This window comes from Fictibacillus nanhaiensis (assembly GCF_049537595.1).
Taxonomy (GTDB): domain Bacteria; phylum Bacillota; class Bacilli; order Bacillales; family Fictibacillaceae; genus Fictibacillus; species Fictibacillus nanhaiensis_F.
In genome coordinates this window covers 64,509-85,313 of the sequence record NZ_JBMULM010000005.1, presented here as the reverse complement: position 1 = coordinate 85,313, position 20,805 = coordinate 64,509, and the positions used below count along the sequence as shown (strand labels likewise).

The window sequence follows — 20,805 nt, the reverse complement described above, 5'->3', positions numbered from 1 at the left end:
TTGCTGCGCCTTTTACCTCGTTTATGACAGAAAGTGAGTGAGTGCAGATGCTGAATCGGAAAAGAAGTGATTTCATAAGTTGGGGGCTTTTAATAGCGATTGTTTTAGTGCTGTTAGAAGCAACTCTAAACGGAGGAGGAATCTTATTCTCTCTTCTATTTAGTGCTGCACTCTTGTTTTTTGGAAGAAAACGAATGCCGAAGCGATCCGGCAAGATCATGTTCTGGCTGGGTGTTTTTATCGCTGTCATGAACGTACTAAGTATGTTCACCTTTAAGCTCTTGTTAGTCGCATTCGTCATCTATGTGATCTATGAATTTTATCAAACGAAACAAAATCCGGTTTTCGTTACGCCTCAGTTCGAACAAGTTCCAACTATGACACAAGATAATGTATACAGAAAGGAAACGCTATTAAAAAACATCCTATTAGGCACGCAACAAACGCCAGAGCATGTGTATGAATGGAACGATATTAACATTCAATGTGGTCCTGGTGATACGATCATTGATTTGAACCAGACCATTTTACCTGATGGGGAATCCGTTATTCTGATCCGTGGTACGATCGGAAATATCACGATCTATGTTCCTTATGAGATGGAGGCAGCAGTCAGCCATTCTATGATCATGGGGGATTCAAGAATTTTTGACCGAAGTGAATCTAAGCTGTTCAATCAGACGCTTTTTTACCGAACGAAAGGGTATGGAGAGGCTGAGAAAAAAATAAAAATTGTTACAAGTATGTTTGCCGGCAGTCTGGAGGTGAAACGGGTATGAGTACTGTTTTACGTCATATGTTCTCCGGTATCGTAGCTGCATTTGCTGTAGCAATTCTATTAGGTTCGATCGTATACACAACATTTCCGATCGATAACTGGGATTTTTTATTACAGAAACACTTGCTTGATATTCCCGTTGCTTTCGTTCTACCCTTTTTAGTGTTCATCATGGGCGCTTTCTTTGGTTTGAATTCGGGCATCACGTCTCGTAAACAACTAAACTCTATCAATCGAACACTGAAGTCCATTGAAGACGGCAGGCAAGTAGACATGAAAGAAGTAGACAGTCTTGAGTTGCGAACGATCACGAAGCGGATGGAAGGCATTCAAAAGCAACTAGGGGAAAAAATTCGCCAGTCCCAAAAGATGGCTACCGAGAAAGCAGTAGATCAAGAAAAGCGGATCCAAGAGATTATTTCCCAAGAAAGAAATCGTTTGGCGAGGGAACTACACGACTCTGTTTCGCAGCAGCTTTTTGCAGCAAGCATGATCATGTCGGCTGTAAATGAAACGCGAAGAGAAGAAGACTCACGTGAAACTAAACAGTTAAAGCTTGTAGAAGAAACGATTCATCAAACACAGCTTGAGATGAGGGCACTGCTTCTGCACCTACGTCCTGCGGCATTAAACGGGAAATCATTGCAGAAAGGGATGGAAGAGCTTCTACAGGAGCTTCTACAAAAAGTACCGATCGAACTAAAATGGAAGATTGAAACGATTCCTCTTGCAAAAGGAGTAGAAGATCACCTGTTTCGTATTCTTCAAGAATCGGTGTCGAACATTTTAAGGCATGCACAGGCAAATAAAGCGCAGATCTTGCTCGTCCAAAGAGATGATCTGATTATCCTCCGCATTGAAGATGATGGTGTAGGCTTTAAGATGGATCAAGAAAAAACTGGTTCCTATGGACTTCAAAACATGCATGAACGGGCAGCAGAAATTGGCGGTACACTTAAGATTGTGAGTTTGCCAGGCGAAGGAACGCGGCTTGAAGTAAAAGTACCTATTTTGAAAGCGGGAGATGAGGGTAATGATCAAAGTATTATTAGTGGATGATCATGAGATGGTGCGTATTGGGGTATCGGCTTACCTTTCTGCGCAGCCTGATATAGAAGTAACGGATGAAGCGGAGAACGGAAAAGTTGCCATAGAGAAGGCACTAGCATTGAGACCGGACGTAATTTTAATGGATCTTGTTATGGATGAGATGGATGGAATCGAAGCAACACGGGAGATAACAACGGCATGGCCAGAAGCGAAGATCATCGTTGTTACAAGTTTTCTTGATGATGAAAAAGTATATCCGGCACTAGAGGCGGGTGCGTCTAGTTATATGTTAAAAACGTCAAAAGCGAGTGATATCGCTCAAGCTGTTCGCGATACGTATCATGGTAAATCTGTTCTTGAACCCGAAGTAACCGGGAAGATGATGAGCAAGATGCGTAAAAAACAAACGCGCGAGCCACATGAAGAGCTGACTGCGCGCGAGATGGAGATTCTTCTGTTGATGACGAAAGGAAAGACCAATCAAGAAATTGCAGATGATCTGTTCATCGCATTAAAAACAGTGAAAGTACATGTGAGTAACATATTGAGCAAGCTGGATGTACAAGATCGTACGCAAGCTGTTATCTATGCCTTCAACCATTCACTCGTGTAACTTTTTTCTGCCTGCACAGGGATATGCTGAAAGATTTTGAAATCAAAGAGACCAAGATCTGTCAGCTTGATTTCCGGAATTACAGGAAGTGTTAAGAAGGATAGGGTCAGGAACGGATCAAAATCTCCGCTGAATCCAATCTCCTTTAACTTTTCTTTTAGATGAATGATTTGGTCGTTGACTTCTATAAATGGTCGATCTGACATCAACCCGGAGATGGGAAGCGGGACAGATGCGAGCACTGCTCCGTTTTTCACGATCACATAGCCGCCTTGCATCTTGCGGATAGCTTCTATCGCGACTTGCATATCCTCATCATTCGTACCTGCAACGACTAAGTTGTGTGAATCATGCGCAACAGTTGAAGCAATCGCTCCGTTTTGGATAAGAGGCCTTTTACCACTCCTAGACCAATGTTTTCAGTCTTGTTGTGGCGTTCGATCACAGCCATTTTTATTAAATCGTTCGTGATAGATGGTATGAATTCTCCGTTTTCTGCTGTTGCCGCAAAAACTTTCTTCTTGGTAACAATCTGATTCGGGATGATTTCGATCACATGCATGGGCTTACCATCGGTTATAGGAATAGAAAGCTTTTCGGAATCTATCATTGTCATGTTTACCGACTTTGTTAAAGCGGCTGGAGGCTGTGCGCTTCTAGATTCTGATCCTTTGTACTTCCCGTTCTGAGCAACCAATTTTCCTCCAACAAAAACATCGGATATTACAATGGAATCCAAATTCTCAAGCAAAAGAAAGTCTGCTTTGTAACCTGGAGCGACAGCGCCTTTTTCTTTTAAACCGTAACATTCTGCTGCGTTCAAGGTTGCGAGCTGGATTGCTTGCAGAGCATCCATGCCTTCTTGAATAGCGACCCTCACGTTATGATCTACGCTTCCTTCCGCTACTAAATCATCCAGGTGCTTATCATCTGTACAGAATAAAAAGCGACGAGCGTTTTTCGGTGTTACAGCTGTTATGAGCGCTCTTAAATTTTTGGCTACAGATCCTTCACGTATTAACACGAACATCCCTCGAGAGATTCGATCTAGTGCATCTTCCTTCGTCGAACATTCGTGGTCCGTCGCAATCAGTGAGGAGCGATAGACGTTGATGCCATTAGCGTCTAATCCTGCTGCATGGCCATCGATCATTCCGTTTTGATCAGCTGTAGAAACGATTTTTTGAAGCATATCCTCATCCCCTCTAAAAACAGCAGGAAAATCCATGACTTCCGCTAAACCGAGGACACGTGGATGAGTTAAAAAGGGTTCTAAATCAGATGCTTTTAAAACAGCACCTGCGTTCTCAAAAGGAGTTGCAGGAACTGATGAAGGAAGCATCACTCTGACGTCCAGAGGAAGCCCTTCAGAGTGATTCAGCATAAAGGAGATACCTTCAGCTCCTGAAACGTTACCGATCTCATGAGGATCCGTTATAACGGTTGTAACACCATGTGAGAGCAGCACTTTGCTGAACTCTGCCGGCGTTACCATAGATGACTCGATGTGCACATGACCGTCGATGAAAGCAGGGGATATAAATTTACCCGCTGCATCAATCGTTTCATTTCCTTCGTACTCACCAATACCGGCAATATACCCATCAACGATCGCAACATCTCCTTCCATGACTTCGAGATTAAACACATCAATGATTCTTCCGTTTTTTATTACAACATCTGCTGGCATTCTTTTTGTACTAACATCAATTCGTTTTTTTAGAGAATCTATGTTCATGAAGTGATCTCCTTTTAAAAAAATCTATCAACTAGTATACGGATATCCAATGTATTCCATGTACAGAAAAAACGGTCCCGAGGTGGTGACCGTTTTCGTGGTTATGCATTCAGAATGTCAATGACTCGTCCAACTTGACCGTCTTCAAGGCGTACCTTGATGCCGTGTGGATGAGTAGGTGAGTTCGTTAAGATATCTTTTACGATACCTTTTGTTTTCTTGCCAGAACGCTGATCTGCTTTTAAGATTACGTTCACGGAAAGACCAGGGGTGATATTTGCTCGCTTACGATGCATTAAACACCTGTTCTCCGTGCTTGGTTGTTTGCTTTTTTTGTTTGTTGGTTTTTTAACTGGTTGGCCACTTTAACAGGACCCTTGCTGAATGATCCGCCTGATTGCTGTGCTTTCTTCTCAGCTAAACGTTGCTTTGCGATTTCTTGAAAGCTTAACTTCTTTTTCTCCTCAGCCATCTTAGTCACCTCTATTTTTTCTTTTTAAAATCTGCTTCTTTTAAATAACCTTCTGCTTCTGCATATGTTTCAAATGCAGCTTCTAGTGCATCATCTTCATCAAAGATGAACCACATGCCATCTTCTCCTACGAGGCGAATCTCCTCGTGGCTGTGGCTGTACCAGTGTTCTTCTTTACGTTCTTCGTCATCAGAACGATCTTTCTTCGGCTGCTGCCAGCCGTGTTTCTTTGATAAGAACTCCATGGAGTCTTGGATTAAAGCAATCAGTTCTTCTGCTTCGTAGTCTCGGATGTTCACATAGCCTTTGTCGTTCTTTACGCTTTGTGGCAGGTGTCCGCCATACACGAAGCCGTTTCCGTTCGGGTGAAGGTGGTACACGACGATTTTTTTGTCTTGTACACTTTCTTCAAAATGGAAGTTCAAGCGGCCAAGGGATACCTCGTGCATGTCGAGCTCTGGGAAGTTTTCTTCGATTAAAGCAATTTTATCTTCAAATGAAAGCATGTTTATACTCTCCGTTTCTTTGTTGTGATTGGTTGATTATATCACACTGGAAGAGAAAAACGAAAATGCCTCTGGTGGGAAATTCTGTGTTGTGATTGGGTGAGTTGATCTCCGTTTCAGGTGCTTCGCTTTCCGCGGGGCAGGCGGTGAGCTCCTTGCCGCTTTGCGCCATTAAGGGTCTCACCTGACCGCTTGTCCCGCAGGAGTGTCGCACCTTCCACTTCAATCAACTTGCAAGGGTGTCTAATAATCAAAGAACAAATTCAAAACACACGCCATGTTTCAATCCGAGTAAAAAAAGCTGACAAGATTTCTTTCCTGTCAGCTTCATCTGTTTTAGCTTGTTGTTGTTTCTTTTTGGATGGATTTTTCGAGTTCGAACCAGTAGTCTGCTAGTGTTTCCATGCCTTTGTCGAAGTTTTCGAGATGGAAGTGTTCGTTTGGTGCATGGAAGTTTTCTGTTGATAGTCCGAAGCCCATTAATACGACTGGGATGTTCAGCATTTGATCGAACGTTGCTACGATTGGGATCGATCCGCCGCCACGTGTGAATGCAGTTGGTACACCGTAAACTTTTTCATAAGAACGTGCAGCCGCTTGGATGGCTGGGTGATCGAACGGCGTTACGTATGGAGCTCCTTTATCAAACAGAGTAACCTTCACATCAATGCCTGCTGGCTTATGCTTTTCAATGTGCGCTTTTACTTTTTCAATGATCTCATCTGGCTCTTGGTTTGGTACGAGTCGGCAGCTGATCTTCGCGTGTGCTTTTGCAGGGATTACAGTCTTGATCCCTTCACCTTGGAAGCCTCCCCATACGCCGTTTAACTCTAATGTAGGGCGTGCCCATGTACGTTCGATGTGAGAGTAACCTTCTTCACCTGTGAGCTCTGTTACGCCAAGCTGATTCTTAAGCGCTTCTTCTGTTAGAGGAAGCGCACGGAATGCTTCTCTTTCTTCTTCCGTTAATTCTTGTACATGATCATAAAAGCCATCTACTAAGATACGTCCGTTTTCATCACGGAACGATTGCAGAAGTTCTGTGATCGCGTGTAATGGGTTCTGGACGGCACCACCATATAGACCAGAATGCAGGTCACTGTTTGGTCCTGTTACATCCACTTGCATCGCACACATACCGCGAAGGCCGTAGCAGATTGCTGGTTTTCCGCGATCAAGCATACCGGTATCCGAAATAACGATAACGTCTGCTGCTAGTAAATCTTTATTTTCCTCAATAAACTTCGGAAGACTCGGACTGCCGATCTCTTCTTCACCTTCGATACAGAACTTGAAATTAAGAGGAAGAGACCCTTCTGATTTCAGGATGGCTTGTAAAACTTTTACGTGCATAAACGTTTGGCCTTTGTCATCTGATGCTCCGCGCGCGTATAGTTTGTTTTCGCGAATGGTAGCTTCATAAGGCGGAGATTCCCATAACTCGATTGGATCGACAGGCTGAACATCGTAATGACCATAAACGAGTACAGTCGGTTTTCCTTCTGCTTTTAACCAGTCTCCATAAACAACAGGGTGTCCGTCTGTTTCATAGATTTTCACGTTGTCCATTCCGGCATTCGTAAGGTTATCTGCAATCCATTCTGCACCTTTTCGAACATCTTCTTTATGTTCAGGCAATGCACTCACACTCGGAACAGCAAGCCAGTCTGTTAACTCTTTTAGATGCGTGTCGCGGTTTTCTTTTAAATAATTTACGATTTTGTCTGTCATATTGAAATCCTCCTTATGTACGTTAAGTTCTACTTTCTAGTTTAATGGAGTTCAGCTCGGAAATGAAATGTCTTTTTTATAAGCCATTCTTTGCGTGTTAACTTCTCCATCCATTTCACACACCTTATGTATTTGTGGTTTACTAAAGGTAAAGCTATCGGTATGAGTATTCTGTATAAGTGAACATTTCCCTTTATAAAAGATAGAAAGAAGTGCATAGAGTATGGAGAAAAAAATAGGTTTTATAGGTTTTGGAAAGATGGCGCAAGCGATGGCAGGAGGTATGATCAGTTCAGGTTTGATCAGTCCTGATCAGATCATTGCGAGCATGCGAACGGAAAAGAAACGACTGTATGTCGAGAAACAATATGGTATCCACACATTCTCGTCAAACAGTGATGTGGCAAAAGCTGCAGATGTGCTATTCCTTGCTGTAGCGCCATATTCCTATCTTGAAGTGATTGAAGAGGTAAAGGAATTCGTAAAATCTGATGCGATCATCGTAACGATTGCAGCGGGGATTACAACAGAAGACGTGGAGCAGGCTTTCTGCAAACAAGTGAAAGTGGTCCGCACGATGCCGAACACGCCATCACTTGTTGGAGCGGGAATGACGGCTGTTTCTGTTAATGATGAGATAACGGATGAAGACTTAGAGACGGTTGAGAAGTTGTTAGGCAGCTTCGGAAAGGTAGAGGTAATCATAGAATCTCAGATGGATGCGATTCCTGCGATTAGTGGTTCTTCGCCGGCTTACGTGTACATGATGATTGAGGCGATGGCAGACGGAGGTGTCGTACAAGGTTTGTCCCGCGATCAATCCTATCGTTTAGCGGCACAAGCGGTTTTAGGAGCAGCACAGATGGTACTTGAAACAGGAAAACATCCTGGTGAGTTAAAAGATCAAGTAACGTCTCCAGGTGGAGCAACGATTGCAGCCGTCGCAACGCTCGAGCAAGAACGCTTTCGTGGTGCAGTATTAGCGGCAATGGAAAGCTGTACAGAAAAAGTAAAGAAATTGGGGAAAAAGTAGATGGGCTTTAAAGAATTAGGGATTCATGATGAATTGATAGATATTTTGCTTCAAAACGGCATCGGTGAACCTACGCCGATTCAAAAGGAAACGATTCCAGTGATCTTGGAAGGAAAAGATGTAGTTGGACAAGCACAAACGGGTACAGGAAAGACGCTTGCTTTCGTCCTTCCTCTTTTGCAAAAAATTAATGCTGAACGTGACGCGGTTCAAGGGTTGATCGTCGCACCGACCCGTGAGCTTGCCATTCAAATCACTGCTGAAGTACGCAAACTCACAGAAGCTCTCGGTGAGATCAACGTGCTCGCTGTTTACGGTGGGCAGGACGTGATCGCACAAATGCATAAGCTAGAGAGCAAGGTTCATGTGGTTGTAGCAACACCTGGAAGACTGCTAGATCATATTCGCCGAGAGACGATCGTTTTATCTCAAGTTTCAACGTTCGTGCTAGATGAAGCGGATCAAATGCTTCATATCGGATTTTTAGATGATATTGAAGACATCATGTATGAGGTGCCTGAGAATCGCCAAACGTTACTTTTTTCAGCGACGATGCCTGATGAAGTAAAGAAGCTGGCTGAAACGTATACAAACGATCCTCAAGATATTCATGTGAAAACGAAACAGATTACGTTAAAAGAAATCCGCCAGCGAATCGTGGAAACAACAGATCGAGGGAAGCAGAATGACCTCGTTCAAACGATCAGATTGTTGCGTCCGTATTTAGCGATCATTTTTTGCCGAACGAAAAGAAGAGCAAGCAAGTTAAACGAAGCTCTGCAAAATATGGGATACAATTCTGATGAACTGCATGGCGATCTTTCTCAAGCGAAGAGGGAAGACGTAATGCGACGATTTCGTGAAGGCGAGATTCAGTTCTTAGTAGCAACGGATGTGGCGGCACGCGGTTTAGACGTTGACGGAGTAACGCATGTTTTTAATTACGATATCGCGCTCGATGCAGAAAGCTATATTCATCGCATCGGAAGAACGGGACGTGCTGGAGGAAAAGGACTCGCGGTGACGTTCGTTGCTCAGAAAGACCGACGTTTGCTGCAGATTATCGAAAGAGAGACAGATCAAAAGTTGAATGTTTTAAAACTTGAATATATGTAAGATTATTTTATAAAAAAGTGGGCTATCCTTCAGGATGGCTCCTTTTTTTGTGGGTACATAATACCAACTATTATTACCAGGTAACAAAAATGGTTGCTTCATAAAATAAAACTTGTTACGATTGTATTGTACAAGAATTTTCGAAAGAGTCAGATTAGAGGAGTTGAGCAAATGAAAGATCTACAATCGTTTGGCTGGTATGCAGCAAAAATCGCTCCAAAGCTGCCGAAAGAAGCCTTTAAGCCAGTACCTTCAAGATTATGGGGTGGGCTCGTTTACTTATTGATCGCAATCGCCGGTATTTTAGTTATCGGGTTATTGAATAATTTACACCCTTGGTTAGGAATTGGTATCGCTGTTATATTAGGAACATGTTTCGCGGGGATGGGCTTTTTAGGCCATGAGATCCTGCACGGCACAGTGATTCGTAAGCCGTGGCTGCGTGACTTTTTAGGAGCAGTAGCTTTCTGGCCGTTAAGTGTTGGACCGAAGCTCTGGCGTAAGTGGCACAATACGACGCATCACGTTCACACACAACATGATGGAAAGGACCCTGATGCGTGGCCAACGCTAGAGAACTTGTCTCACAAACCATTGTTACAAAAAGTGTACAAGCTTCCGATGTGGATGCGTTCAATCGTGAGCTTTGCATTCTTATCTGTTTCGTTTACGCTGCACGGACTTTTCATGTTCAAACGATTTATTACAGAATTCAAACCAAGCAAACGTCCATCTGTTTGGATTCAGCTGTTATTGCCGTGGGCGATGTGGCTAGGATTGCTGGCGTGGCTTGGACCGGTTAAATGGTTCTTTGCAGTGTTGATGCCTTTGTTGATCGCCAACGCAATCGTAATGAGTTATATCTCAACCAATCACCGCTTGAACCCAATGACAGACGTAAACGATCCGTTAGCGAACAGCTTGACGGTTACGGTTCCAAAATGGGTCGATGTGATTCATTTTAACTTCTCTTACCACACGGAGCATCATTTGTTCCCTGGTATGAGTCCAAAATATTACCCGCTCGTGAAAAAGCACATTAAAGAGATGTGGCCAGAGCGCTATCACGAGATGCCGCACTGGAAAGCACTTGTTGCACTATGGAAGACACCACACGTGTACTTTAATCAGACTCAGTTTGTTGATCCAGCACCAGGGAATTTGTATCCTTCGCTTGGGCATGGGATGAATAAGACGGAAACTGTGGAAGAGCTGAAGCAAGAACGGAAATCTTCAAATCAAACACCGAAAAGCATCCATTAATTTGGGTGTTTTTTTGTTTGGTGTGGGAGCTTAATCGGTGCTGGAGGTGCAAGTGGACAGTATTTTTCCAGAAGTGGACAGTATTTACTCAAAAGTGGACAGTAAATCTAATTTTCCTCATTCAATAATATCTGCAGGTCATACTTTCTATCTTTAAATGTTCCGGTATAAGGTAAGTTCATGGAAACGAGGAGCTTAGAAGCGATTGAGGTTGAGTTAACTAATAGAAAATCCCTGGCTTGTTGATTATTAATAGAATGATGATACAGTAAACAATAATCACGTAACGCTTTTATGTGTGCTTTCTTGCTAGTGTGACCACATTTTGAGCATTTCCAACTTCTGTGGCCTTTTTTCATCCCAAAACCCAAACACCCCTCACACTGCCCCCCCTTAATAATCATCTCTTTACTAATCTTATACTGCTCCATGACATCTACATCCCGCGGGGTGTGTTCTTTGATCAATCGCCGAGTGATCTTGTTCATTACATTTCCAGCAACAATGACATGCTGTTTATATTTCCTTTGAAACTGTCGGATACAGTCTAGTAGTTGAACACTATGAATCACTTTTTTCGATATACGGTGCGATACATCGTTCGTTTTCAAAACAGATTGGGAATGAGTCATAACAACGAGACTCTCGATTGGAACAGTGGGAAATTTATTTTTACTCAGCCAGTGTTCAAGCTGGTATTTTTGGCGTTCAACTTGTGCGATGGGATCTTGAAAGGGTTCTTCTATACCGTTTTTTGTGCGTATTAGTTGATTGAAGGTATGATCGAAGAAAAGGTTTCCGGAGATGTTCTTCACTTCAATAATAAGAATGTAGGCGGGATTAAGAATGAGCGTGTCGATTTGAAAAAAGTAGATTCATGGGGAATTCGGAGGTCGTGCAACACTTGGCATTCTTTCTGGTTTGGAAGCATATTCAAAAAATAATTGATAGAGTCTTCACCGCGAAAGCCGGCTGTCATCTTACTCAGTTCTACTTCAAGACTTTGTTTAACAAGATCGTCATCTAAACGGTTCATCAAGAGCTGAAGCTTATCCATATAAATGGGCTGCAACTTTACCTTTTTTATCATAGCATCACTCCTCACATTAAAATTCTCTTTTCATCGCAAAAAGTCCTTTTAAAAAAGCTATAGGATTGATCAAAGGATTGGTAGAATAGAGGGAGAGTGATTTGCTGCTGAAGGAGAAGAAATGATGAAAAAAGAACTAAACTGTGATAGCTGTTTGATGCCGATTAAAGAGATGGAAGAGCTGCGTACGGTATGGGCCTTTTTTAAGTTAAGACCGTATCATAGATCATGTTATGAAAATTCCTTAAGAGGGGCGGGACTTGTAGGAACTCAGCCGATCAATGGGTTTTCAGGAAATTTTACAGCGCTTGTTGCGTTTATTTTAGCGTGGTTACCTCTATTCACGAATATATCGCCTGTTTTAACAATCGTGGGTACATTGATTGTACTTCTGCGACTGTATTCCTTTATTCGGTTTGAAAAAAGATGGCCACATTAAAAAAGCGTGCTCTCCCTAATCGGACAGCACGCTTTTGTTTGTTATGCTTTCACGCGATATACACGCGCTTCATATGGTCGTAATGTTACGCTTGTTACATCGTCATGAGTAGCAATTTCTTTGTTCGCTAACAATAAGTCATTAGCGTTCAACTTCAATTCTGTTTTGAACTTCGCTTCCGTCTTAGAAAGGTTCGTGATCACAACGACCTTTTCCTCTCCAAGTGTGCGTGTGTACGCATAAATCTGCTCATCTTCTTCAAGGATCAGATCATATACACCGTACGTGAAGACTTCGTTCTTTTTCTTTAATGCGATCATTTTCTTATAAAAGCTTAAGATCGAATGCTCGTCTTGTTCTTGTTTCTCGACGTTGATCTCTGCAAAATTTGGATTAACTTTCATCCAAGGCGTTCCTGTTGTGAATCCAGCATTCTCATCACTGTTCCATTGCATCGGAGTACGACTGTTGTCACGAGACGATGCCCAGATCACAGACATGATATCTTCATGTGAAACGCCTTCTTCGCGCTTGATGCGGTAACGGTTTTTGTCAGCGACATCATCATAATCTTCGATCGAGTCAAACTGAACGTTCGTCATTCCGATCTCTTGTCCTTGATAGATGAACGGTGTTCCTTGCATCAAGAAATACATCGCGCCGAAGCTCGTTGCACTTTCATACCAAAACTCATCATCATTGCCCCAAGTGGAAACAACACGAGGTTTGTCATGATTTTCGATAAACAGTGCGTTCCAGCCTTCTTTTTCAAGACCTTTCTGCCAGCGTGTTAATACTTTTTTCAGTTCAACGATATCCACTTCTGGATTGGTTTCTGCATCCCAGAGGCCAAGGTGTTCGAATTGGAAAATCATGTCCATCTTTCCGTTTTCTTTTCCTACCCAAAGGTCCGCTTCGTTAATTTTAACGCCGTTTGCTTCACCAACCGTCATTACATCATAGTTTGCGTATGTGCGGTCTTTGAACTCTTGTAAAAACGTATGAATTCCTTTTTGGTTCATATGCATGTCGAAGGAAGACACGTACTTTTCGTTCTTCGGATTCGGCATATCAGGAAAACCATCGCGCTTTTTAATATGACTGATCGCATCAATACGGAAACCATCGATTCCTTTATCCAACCACCAGTTGACTGTGTCATAAAGAGCTTCGCGCACTTCAGAGTTTTCCCAGTTCACATCAGGCTGTTTTGTTGAGAAAACATGGAGGTAGTATTGATCTGTCTTTTCATCATATTGCCATGCAGACCCAGAGAAAATACTTTCCCAGTTGTTCGGCTCTTTGCCATCTTTACCGTCTCTCCAAATGTACCAATCGCGCTTCGGATTTTCTTTGGAAGAACGAGACTCGATGAACCATTGGTGCTCATCACTTGTATGGTTCAAAACAAGGTCGATGATCAGCTTCATATCGCGCTTATGGACCTCTTCCATAAGGAGATCAAAGTCTTCCATCGTTCCAAAGTCATCCATGATATCTTGATAATCGGAGATGTCGTATCCGTTATCATCATTTGGCGACTTGTACATCGGGCAGATCCAGATCACGTCGATGCCAAGGTCTTTAATATAATCTAAGCGTTGAATGATCCCTTTTAGATCGCCGATTCCATCTCCATTAGAATCTTGGAAACTGCGAGGGTAAATTTGATAGCCAACGGCTTCTTTCCACCAAACTTTTTCCATAATGTTACCTCCATGTTTTCTCTTTAACAACACGCCAGGGGATACCGAAAAACGGCTCCCCATTGTCTGTTATTTTGATATTCTTCGTTGCTATGTGGGAGTTGATTTCCGTTTCAGGTGCTTCGCTTTCCGCGGGGCAGGCGGTGAGCCACATTCGTACGTTTCACTTTTAAGTGTCTCACCTGTCTAGTTGCATTGGCTAGCCCCTCGAGGTCAAAAGCTAAATGGCCCACAAGGCAAAGTGCGCCTTGCAAGCACATTCACCTTTTGCTGGTCGGGCCTGAACGAGCCAATTCCACTTTTAGGACTGCCCACCTGCCCCGCAGGAGTCTCGCACCTTACACTCCAATCAACCTAACAAGAAGCTAATCTTGAAACCACACCATAAGAAGCAAATCCCTTAAAACTTAACCCTCACAGCAACACCTGCATGATCCGAGACCACTGGTGTTTCTTTGCCGTTAAAACGCACGGAAGACTGAAGCACGTCAACAGGCTTGCTGCTCAAGATATAATCGATCCTGCGGCCATCTTCGTTGTTGTCCCAGCCGGCAATAGAACCTATGATCGTCATGCCGTCATCCTTCTCTGTAGCCAGTTCATACGTGTCGTAAAGGCCCTTTTCTTTTACATAATCGAAGCCTTCGCCACAAACGTTAGCATCGTTGTTTAAGTCACCCATAATGAAAGAAAGACCTTCTTCAGGAATGTACTGCATCAAGCGATCGAATTGACCTTTGAAAGGTTCGACATCATCTTCCCACCAGCCAAAGTGACCAGAGAAGAATTGTATGTCTTGATCTTCATAAGAGATTGATGCTTTTACGATTTTGCGTGTTTTCCAATTGTGCATATCTTGTAGATCAGAAACAAAAAAGCTTTCATGAGACGTAATCGGATGGCGGCTGATAATCGCTAGTCCTTCTTCGTACGTCACATAGCCATAGTGCGCCATGTCCCAAACAAAGTCATAATCTTCAACGCCAAGTTTCTTCAATAGCTCTAAAAGAACAAGGGCATAATTATCTTTTTTGATATTGTCTTTTACAAGAGGGGAGTCGATCGACTGCATGACCTCTTGAAGTGCGATAACATCATAACGCTCGCTCGCGATATCGCGAGCAAGCATCTCTAATTTTTCCATCTGGTTCTCTTCTTGCCAAGCATGAACGTTTAACGTTAATAGCTTCATGAATTACATCCCCAAACGATCTTGAATATCAGATTTTAAAACGTCTGCTTTCGGTCCGTAAATCGCTTGAACACCTTTATCTTTGATGATCAGACCAAGTGCGCCGTTCTCTTTCCATTCTTTTTCCGTACCAACACCCGATGTGTCTTTAACGGTTACACGAAGGCGAGTCATACAAGCGTCAACGTCTTCAATGTTATCAGCTCCACCTAAAAGGTTAATGATCGCTGATGCTTGAGAGTTGTCTGAACCTGTAGCTGCTTCATTTTTAGCTGGTGCAGCATCATTTTCTGTTGTTTCGATATAGTTACCTGCACGACCTGGAGTAGGCAGGTTGAACTTTTTGATCAATACATAGAAGATCGAGAAGTTTAATCCAAAGAATACGATACACGTTAGTGCAAAGTTGATTAAATCACGTGTTAATCCTGCTTTTACAAGCAATGGTGTACGAGTAAGAAGCTCGATAAAACCGAATGCGTGAACACGAACGTGGATTAGATCCGCTACTGCGAATGCAAGTCCAGTTGTGATCGCGTACACAACATAAAGAAGTGGAGCAGCAAACATGAACATGAATTCAATCGGCTCAGTTACACCTGTTAAGAATACAGCTAAAGCTGCAGATAAGAACATAGACTTGTACTTTTTACGCTTGTCTTTATCAACGTTCATGTACATCGCAAGTGCGATCGCTACAAGAGATGCCGTTGAAAGAACAACTTGTCCCATTTTAAAACGAGCTGGTACTACATCATTTAAAAGTGCTTGATACGCTTTTGTATCTCCAGCAGCTAAGAAGTTGTTAAGATCGTTGATCCAAGCCAACCATAGTGGATCTTGTCCAGCTACAGAAGATCCTGCTCCTGAACCAGTCATGATTTGATACGTTCCGCCAAGCTCCGTATAGTTGATCGGCACCGTTAACATGTGGTGAAGACCAAATGGTAACAATAGTCGCTCTAGTGTACCGAACACGAATGGCGCGATAACTGGAGCCGTGTTACGAGATGTTGCGATCCATTTTCCAAAGTCATTAAGTAGAGACTGGATAAACGGCCAAATTAATGCTAGTAGTAAAGCTGTAACCACTGACCATAAAATAACAGCGAATGGTACAAAACGCTTTCCGTTAAAGAATGCTAATGCATTTGGAAGCTTATTGTAGTTGTAGTACTTGTTAAACAGAACAGCACCTAGGAAACCGGAGATGATTCCGACGAATACTCCCATGTTTAGTGCTGGAGCGCCAAGGATTGAAGTGAAATAATCACCAACAACAAGTTCGCTGCCAAAAAGTGATTTTACTTTTGCGCCTTCTTCAAGCATCATAGCGCTGTTTACGCCGAAGATTGCTCCTGTAATACGGTTGATCAAGATGAACGCGATTACGGCTGCGAATGCACCGCCAGCACGTTCCTTCGCCCAAGACCCCCCGATAGCTACCGCAAATAAGATATGCAGATTTGTAATGATCGCCCATCCGATGTCTTCCATAACACGAGCAATCGTTTGCACTAATGTCATGTCGCCACCGAACATAGCGATAACCTTACCTAGTGATATCATCAAACCGGCAGCCGGCATAACCGCTACTACTACAAGAAGCGCTTTACCTAGCTTTTGCCAGAAATCAAATGAAATGAGTTTTCCACGTTGTTTCAAAACGATTTCCTCCTTAAAGTATATATCTTTCGTTGTCTTTTTGAAATCGCATTCAGTAGATTGCGAAAAAAAGTTGAATCGCTTACATATTTGTATATGCATGTTGGTGCAATCGTTTGCATTAGTGATTGTAAAATAAAACGGTTTCATTTACAAGTAATATTTCTTAAAAAGTGAGGAAAAAAGTTTTTCCAGATGCTTTGTAATGTTTTTCGTAAGATAGCATGGAATAATTCGATCTTTATAAAATTTAGTTGAATAGCAGGTTAATTCAAAAATTGGAAGAAAGAGGTATATAGAAAAAGCGAAGCAAGGAGAGAAGGATATGAGTAAATCATTTATTGAACAAGTACATTACATAAGAATTCCTGTAAAAGATTTAGAATCATCAACACAATGGTATAGAGATGTATTAAGGCTCCAGTTATTAAATAGTACAGAGGAATTGGCAATTATAAAAGTAAATGAAGGACCATTCTTACTCATCTTAGTTCCTACCGAAGATGAAACATTTGCACATTTTACAGTTAACAACGAACAAGAATTTTGCATTGGCTTTACGAGTCCCAAATTAGCTAAATTTCATCAACACTTGATTGATAATCAGGTTAAGGTCGACGATATCAAAGAAGATAATGGTCATGCATTTTTTCACTTTTATGATCCAAATGGCAATAAGTTTCAAGTACACTGGTAGGATTACAATAGGATGTACGTATTGGAATTTGTTTAACAGTTGTTCCATATAAACCATATAAACAAAGTTGACTCGTTATTACGAGCCAACTTTGTTTAAGCATCTCAAATTCTTTTTTACCGTGTCTACCTTTCGCATACCGATCATCGTGGACAAGATACCCGGTGTATTTAAAACCATAGACATCAAATCATCTACATTCTTGTGTTGATGATTAGTAAGTCTTCCACAATCTAAAGGAGCACTTGTTGTGACGTGAACGCCTAACTCTTCTGCAGCTTGAAATAGTGTTCCCCATTTATCACCAACTTGCTGGTTCAGATCTGTTGCCGCTAAATGATTAGATTGGTTGAACGGAGTTTGAATAAAACGAAAATGATGAGAGTGACCTGCAACAGAGTGGGCAACATCCATCACCTTCTCTAAAGATATGTAACCAAGTGTCTCTGGAGACTCTGTAAAAGCGGACCAGACAGCTAGACCGTAATATCGGACCAAGCCCTGTTCGACCTGCTGTTCATAAAGGGAAAAAAGGTTCTTTAGCTTATTGTAAAAGGCCTCTTCACCTAAAACTTTTAAAGAGATTTCTGGGTTATGAATGTAATGGACGTCTATGTAATCGACTTGCATGTGTTTTAAACTTTGCTGGATAGCAAACTCATAAAAAGAAGGTTCCAAAACGTGTTTGTGATGGTCGATGATCTGTAAATCTGAACGCTGAATGACTCCTTTATCCACTAATATCTCTTGCAGGTAATTTTCAGGACGAAGTTGAGCGTCAATATCACCTGGTATGATGCCGGCTTTCGTAGACAAAAAAACGTCCTTTCTATTGATCTGCTTTTCCTTTTGGATAAGTTTTGCAAAAACTCTTCCAACATCGCGCTCAGAGCGCATCCCTCGATAATTAAGTGCAGTATCAATAAAGTTAATTCCATTTAACAGCGCAAATTCAATCGCTTCCTGATAGGAAAGCGAATCTTCTTCATTCATTTCCCCTAGATGTGTGCCGATGGCTATTCTTGAAACATCGCTAATATTCATTCGTTTCAGCCTCCCCTCCAACATCCAAATTATAACATTAATTCACGTTTTATTTTTACGATACCTTCTTTATAAGAATAAAGAACCATGAATATTTACTCAATTATGGTTCTTCTTATTTTTTATAGAGGTATCAACAATCCTCTATTGAATATTAATTCTGGTGAAATAATCTTGAAAAAGTGATTGAATAAAAATTCATATATTAGTATAATTATTTTGTTTTTGGAATTAGGAAGGGGAGAAACAACATGTTTAAAAAACATTGGGTAGCGGGTGTTATGAGCTTGAGCTTGCTGACTTCGATGCCATTTGCAGTAACAGCGGAAGCGCCTCAAAAAAAGTGGACATATGTTAATAGTTTTGAAGAGGCTGATGGGAGTCCGTTTAACTCTGAGCATTATGACTTTGTGAAGTATTCAAAGATTGGTTCGGTCTTAAAGAAGATTGATAGAGAAAGTACACGCGTAACACTCGAACAAACGGGCGTTTCATCTAAAGGGTATCCGATGTATGTGGTCACGATCTCTAACTCAGGCGATAAGGGGAAGTATGGACATTATAAGAAACTACGTAAAGAAATGTTTAGAAATCCTCAAAGAGCCCAAGACTGGATCGCCGAAAATCCTGATTTTAAAGTACCAGTGATGATCAATGGATCCATCCACGGAACTGAATACATAGGGTCTGATGCTGTTCTTCAGCTGATCGAACGTTTTGCTAATGACAATGACGAAGAAACAAAAGAGATTCTAGACAGCAATATACTTATCTTTAATGTAGTGGCGAATCCTGATGGTCGTGTTGACGGTACTCGTTTTAATGGGAACGGAATCGATCTGAACCGTGACTTCATCACTCTTTCGCAAGAGGAAACGAAACAAACTGTTGATCTGATCACAGAGTGGAACCCGATGGTCTTCTTAGATCTTCACGGCTATGTGAACAGTGATGATGGAAAACCTGGGTTGATCGAGCCATGTACACCGCCTCATAACCCGAACTATGAATATGATTTATTCTCTAAATGGGCGTTAGATCAAGCAAAAGCGATGGAAGCAGAGATCGTTGGAAATAAAGCAAACTATGAAACAGATCTCTATAAAAATATGACGGGTACATATATTCCGCAGCGTGATGACAGCGCAGGTTGGGATGATTATCCACCGATCTTTACACCAATGTATGCGATGTACCATGGGGCATACGGCTATACGTTAGAAGCACCGACAAACAATTGGGATGGTGTGAGATGGGCAAACGATGCTGTGATGGGAGCCTTGAAATTTGCTGTGCAAAACAAACAAGGAATGCTTACCGATCAAATTGAGATCTTTGAGCGTGGCATTAATTTTGATCACCCTTACCATGAAGAAGGATTTTTCCCGAATGCCTATGTTTTACCTGTAAATGAAAAAGATCCGACGGTTACAGAAAAAGCAGTGAACCATCTTATTGAAAATGATATTTCTGTAGAAAAAGCCGTTAAGCCTTTTTCAGTAAAAGGACAAACCTACCCTGCTGGCACATACATCGTTTCTATGAGCCAAGCAAAGGCCGGCCTCGCAAACACGATGCTGTGGGATGGCGAGGATATCACGAACGATACGCCAGCGATGTATGACATATCAGCTTGGAGTCTTCCAGAATTATGGGGCTTTGAAGCAATCGAAGTAGATGAAAAAGTGAATGCGAAAACAAAGCCTGTGAAAGAAGCTGAATATGAAGGTTCCTTACAAGGGAAAGGGCCATACGTGATTTCCAACAGCTCTGTCCAAGCTGTAAAGCTAGTAAACGATCTTATGAAAAAAGGTGAGCGTGTATATAAAGACGACGCAGGAAATTTCTATATAGAAAACCTCTCCTCAAGAAATAAGAAGCTCGTGAAAGAGTCAGGAATTAAGCTGCATTCAGCGAAACTGCTAGCTCAAAAAGAAAAGCTTTCAACACTAAAAGTAGCTGTATTAAAAGATGGCGGCATGAATAAAGCACAAAGTCATGCGGGTACAAAGCTTGCATTAGAACGACTCGGTTTCTCAGTAACAGAAGTGACACCAAAAGAAGTTGCAGAAAAGGGTCTATCTCAATACGATGCGTTTCTATATGCCGGAACGGACGCATTGATGCAATACGAGAATGTGAGAGAAGCGAATAAGCCATTCGTGATCGGCAGCAAGCAGGCTTATGACAATTTTAAAAACAACGTACAAACATTTATTAATAATGGTGGAAAATATATTTCAGTAGGCGCTGGTGGTGCGAAAGCTTCAAGTCAGCTCGGCTTAACAACGATAAAGGTAAATACGGGCGGCTCCAACAGCAACGGAATTGTCAATGTAAACTATGAAAAAGATGAAGTGACAGCTGGCTATAAAGAGGCAGATCTCGGATTTGTTTATCGACCAGTCTGGTTTACAGAGTTAGGAAACTCAAAATCGATCGCAACGTTAGGAGACGGTGACTTCTTTGTTGCGGGGCACTGGAAAAATAACCAACAAGCAGCTGGTCAAGCCGTTATTGTAGAAGAAGCACAAAAAGACGTTACGTTGATCGGACTCGAAGCAGGATTCCGTGATCATACGGATTATCTGTTCCGTTTATTGTCGAACTCACTATATCAGTAATAGGGCCTTTCTCGTTGACAACAAGTTAAGCACTGCATTACTTTTATA

Annotated in this window: 19 protein-coding genes and 2 pseudogenes; 9 read left to right on the top strand and 12 right to left on the bottom strand. The window is 42.0% G+C overall.

Features of this window, described 5'->3' with window-relative positions; all coding sequences use genetic code 11:
- The first annotated feature begins 47 nt into the window (after nucleotides 1-47).
- From liaF to ACOZ9X_RS18435, 3 genes are read left to right on the top strand one after another with little or no spacing between them, the layout of a single operon-like run.
- Entirely contained in the window at nucleotides 48-779 is a 732-nt protein-coding gene (liaF, locus tag ACOZ9X_RS18445; RefSeq protein ID WP_423419462.1) for a cell wall-active antibiotics response protein LiaF, read from the top strand.
- Entirely contained in the window at nucleotides 776-1,837 is a 1,062-nt protein-coding gene (locus ACOZ9X_RS18440) for a sensor histidine kinase (RefSeq protein ID WP_423419461.1), read from the top strand. Before liaF ends, ACOZ9X_RS18440 begins: the two co-directional genes overlap by 4 nt.
- Nucleotides 1,812-2,441, top strand: coding sequence for a response regulator (locus ACOZ9X_RS18435; protein ID WP_144696692.1), 630 nt, complete (start codon nucleotides 1,812-1,814; stop codon nucleotides 2,439-2,441). Before ACOZ9X_RS18440 ends, ACOZ9X_RS18435 begins: the two co-directional genes overlap by 26 nt.
- Here ACOZ9X_RS18435 and ade read toward each other — a convergent pair.
- From ade to ACOZ9X_RS18410, 5 genes and pseudogenes are all read right to left on the bottom strand, one after another.
- Nucleotides 2,414-4,179: pseudogene (ade, locus tag ACOZ9X_RS18430) on the bottom strand (adenine deaminase). The gene ACOZ9X_RS18435 and the pseudogene ade sit on opposite strands and share 28 nt — an antisense overlap.
- 101 nt (nucleotides 4,180-4,280) lie before the next feature.
- Nucleotides 4,281-4,475 (bottom strand): YwbE family protein, encoded by a 195-nt coding sequence (locus ACOZ9X_RS18425; RefSeq protein WP_144696695.1) that lies wholly within the window; start codon nucleotides 4,473-4,475, stop codon nucleotides 4,281-4,283.
- Nucleotides 4,475-4,651, bottom strand: coding sequence for a hypothetical protein (locus tag ACOZ9X_RS18420; protein WP_171005587.1), 177 nt, complete (start codon nucleotides 4,649-4,651; stop codon nucleotides 4,475-4,477). The genes ACOZ9X_RS18425 and ACOZ9X_RS18420 overlap by 1 nt, the downstream gene beginning before the upstream one ends.
- Before the next feature lie 11 nt (nucleotides 4,652-4,662).
- Nucleotides 4,663-5,157 (bottom strand): hypothetical protein, encoded by a 495-nt coding sequence (locus ACOZ9X_RS18415; protein WP_066399317.1) that lies wholly within the window; start codon nucleotides 5,155-5,157, stop codon nucleotides 4,663-4,665.
- Between the two features lie 336 nt (nucleotides 5,158-5,493).
- The gene (locus ACOZ9X_RS18410; protein WP_423419460.1) at nucleotides 5,494-6,888 is read right to left on the bottom strand and encodes a dipeptidase; all 1,395 of its coding nucleotides are present in this window, start codon (nucleotides 6,886-6,888) and stop codon (nucleotides 5,494-5,496) included.
- Between the two features lie 223 nt (nucleotides 6,889-7,111).
- On the opposite strand from ACOZ9X_RS18410, the gene proC reads away from it, so the two are divergent.
- The 3 genes from proC to ACOZ9X_RS18395 all read left to right on the top strand — a co-directional run bounded on the left by proC (nucleotide 7,112) and on the right by ACOZ9X_RS18395 (nucleotide 10,300).
- A complete protein-coding gene (gene proC, locus ACOZ9X_RS18405; protein ID WP_423419459.1) occupies nucleotides 7,112-7,921 on the top strand; it encodes a pyrroline-5-carboxylate reductase in 810 nt (269 codons plus the stop codon).
- Nucleotides 7,922-9,037 carry a DEAD/DEAH box helicase gene (locus ACOZ9X_RS18400; RefSeq protein ID WP_423419458.1) on the top strand — a complete coding sequence of 372 codons (1,116 nt, stop codon included), beginning with the start codon at nucleotides 7,922-7,924 and terminating at the stop codon, nucleotides 9,035-9,037.
- Nucleotides 9,038-9,208: 171 nt separating this feature from the next.
- The gene (locus ACOZ9X_RS18395) at nucleotides 9,209-10,300 is read left to right on the top strand and encodes a fatty acid desaturase family protein (protein WP_423419457.1); all 1,092 of its coding nucleotides are present in this window, start codon (nucleotides 9,209-9,211) and stop codon (nucleotides 10,298-10,300) included.
- A gap of 107 nt (nucleotides 10,301-10,407) precedes the next feature.
- Here ACOZ9X_RS18395 and ACOZ9X_RS18390 read toward each other — a convergent pair whose 3' ends face one another.
- The 3 genes and pseudogenes from ACOZ9X_RS18390 to ACOZ9X_RS18380 all read right to left on the bottom strand — a co-directional run bounded on the left by ACOZ9X_RS18390 (nucleotide 10,408) and on the right by ACOZ9X_RS18380 (nucleotide 11,390).
- The gene (locus ACOZ9X_RS18390) at nucleotides 10,408-10,731 is read right to left on the bottom strand and encodes a hypothetical protein (protein ID WP_423419532.1); all 324 of its coding nucleotides are present in this window, start codon (nucleotides 10,729-10,731) and stop codon (nucleotides 10,408-10,410) included.
- Between the two features lie 255 nt (nucleotides 10,732-10,986).
- Nucleotides 10,987-11,115: pseudogene (locus ACOZ9X_RS18385) on the bottom strand (nuclease-related domain-containing protein); the annotation flags it as partial.
- Nucleotides 11,112-11,390 carry a hypothetical protein gene (locus ACOZ9X_RS18380; RefSeq protein ID WP_423419456.1) on the bottom strand — a complete coding sequence of 93 codons (279 nt, stop codon included), beginning with the start codon at nucleotides 11,388-11,390 and terminating at the stop codon, nucleotides 11,112-11,114. The gene ACOZ9X_RS18380 and the pseudogene ACOZ9X_RS18385, both read right to left, overlap by 4 nt.
- A 121-nt stretch (nucleotides 11,391-11,511) precedes the next feature.
- Between ACOZ9X_RS18380 and ACOZ9X_RS18375 the strand changes: the two genes are divergently transcribed.
- Nucleotides 11,512-11,829: a hypothetical protein gene (locus ACOZ9X_RS18375; RefSeq protein ID WP_423419455.1), complete on the top strand. Its 318-nt coding sequence runs from the start codon at nucleotides 11,512-11,514 to the stop codon at nucleotides 11,827-11,829.
- Nucleotides 11,830-11,870: 41 nt separating this feature from the next.
- On the opposite strand, the gene ACOZ9X_RS18370 is transcribed toward ACOZ9X_RS18375, so the two are convergent.
- From ACOZ9X_RS18370 to ACOZ9X_RS18360, 3 genes are all read right to left on the bottom strand, one after another.
- Entirely contained in the window at nucleotides 11,871-13,535 is a 1,665-nt protein-coding gene (locus ACOZ9X_RS18370) for a glycoside hydrolase family 13 protein (protein WP_423419454.1), read from the bottom strand.
- Nucleotides 13,536-13,935: 400 nt separating this feature from the next.
- Nucleotides 13,936-14,727 (bottom strand): endonuclease/exonuclease/phosphatase family protein, encoded by a 792-nt coding sequence (locus tag ACOZ9X_RS18365; protein WP_423419453.1) that lies wholly within the window; start codon nucleotides 14,725-14,727, stop codon nucleotides 13,936-13,938.
- Nucleotides 14,728-14,730: 3 nt separating this feature from the next.
- Nucleotides 14,731-16,392, bottom strand: coding sequence for a PTS transporter subunit IIBC (locus ACOZ9X_RS18360; protein WP_423419452.1), 1,662 nt, complete (start codon nucleotides 16,390-16,392; stop codon nucleotides 14,731-14,733).
- A 325-nt stretch (nucleotides 16,393-16,717) separates the two neighbouring features.
- Here ACOZ9X_RS18360 and ACOZ9X_RS18355 point away from each other — a divergent pair, with 325 nt between their 5' ends.
- Nucleotides 16,718-17,089, top strand: coding sequence for a VOC family protein (locus ACOZ9X_RS18355; RefSeq protein WP_423419451.1), 372 nt, complete (start codon nucleotides 16,718-16,720; stop codon nucleotides 17,087-17,089).
- Nucleotides 17,090-17,167: 78 nt separating this feature from the next.
- Here ACOZ9X_RS18355 and ACOZ9X_RS18350 read toward each other — a convergent pair whose 3' ends face one another.
- Nucleotides 17,168-18,133: an aldo/keto reductase gene (locus ACOZ9X_RS18350; protein ID WP_423419450.1), complete on the bottom strand. Its 966-nt coding sequence runs from the start codon at nucleotides 18,131-18,133 to the stop codon at nucleotides 17,168-17,170.
- A 251-nt stretch (nucleotides 18,134-18,384) separates the two neighbouring features.
- Here ACOZ9X_RS18350 and ACOZ9X_RS18345 point away from each other — a divergent pair, with 251 nt between their 5' ends.
- Nucleotides 18,385-20,757, top strand: a complete 2,373-nt coding sequence (locus tag ACOZ9X_RS18345; protein WP_423419449.1) for a M14 family zinc carboxypeptidase — start codon at nucleotides 18,385-18,387, stop codon at nucleotides 20,755-20,757.
- Nucleotides 20,758-20,805 lie beyond the last annotated feature (48 nt).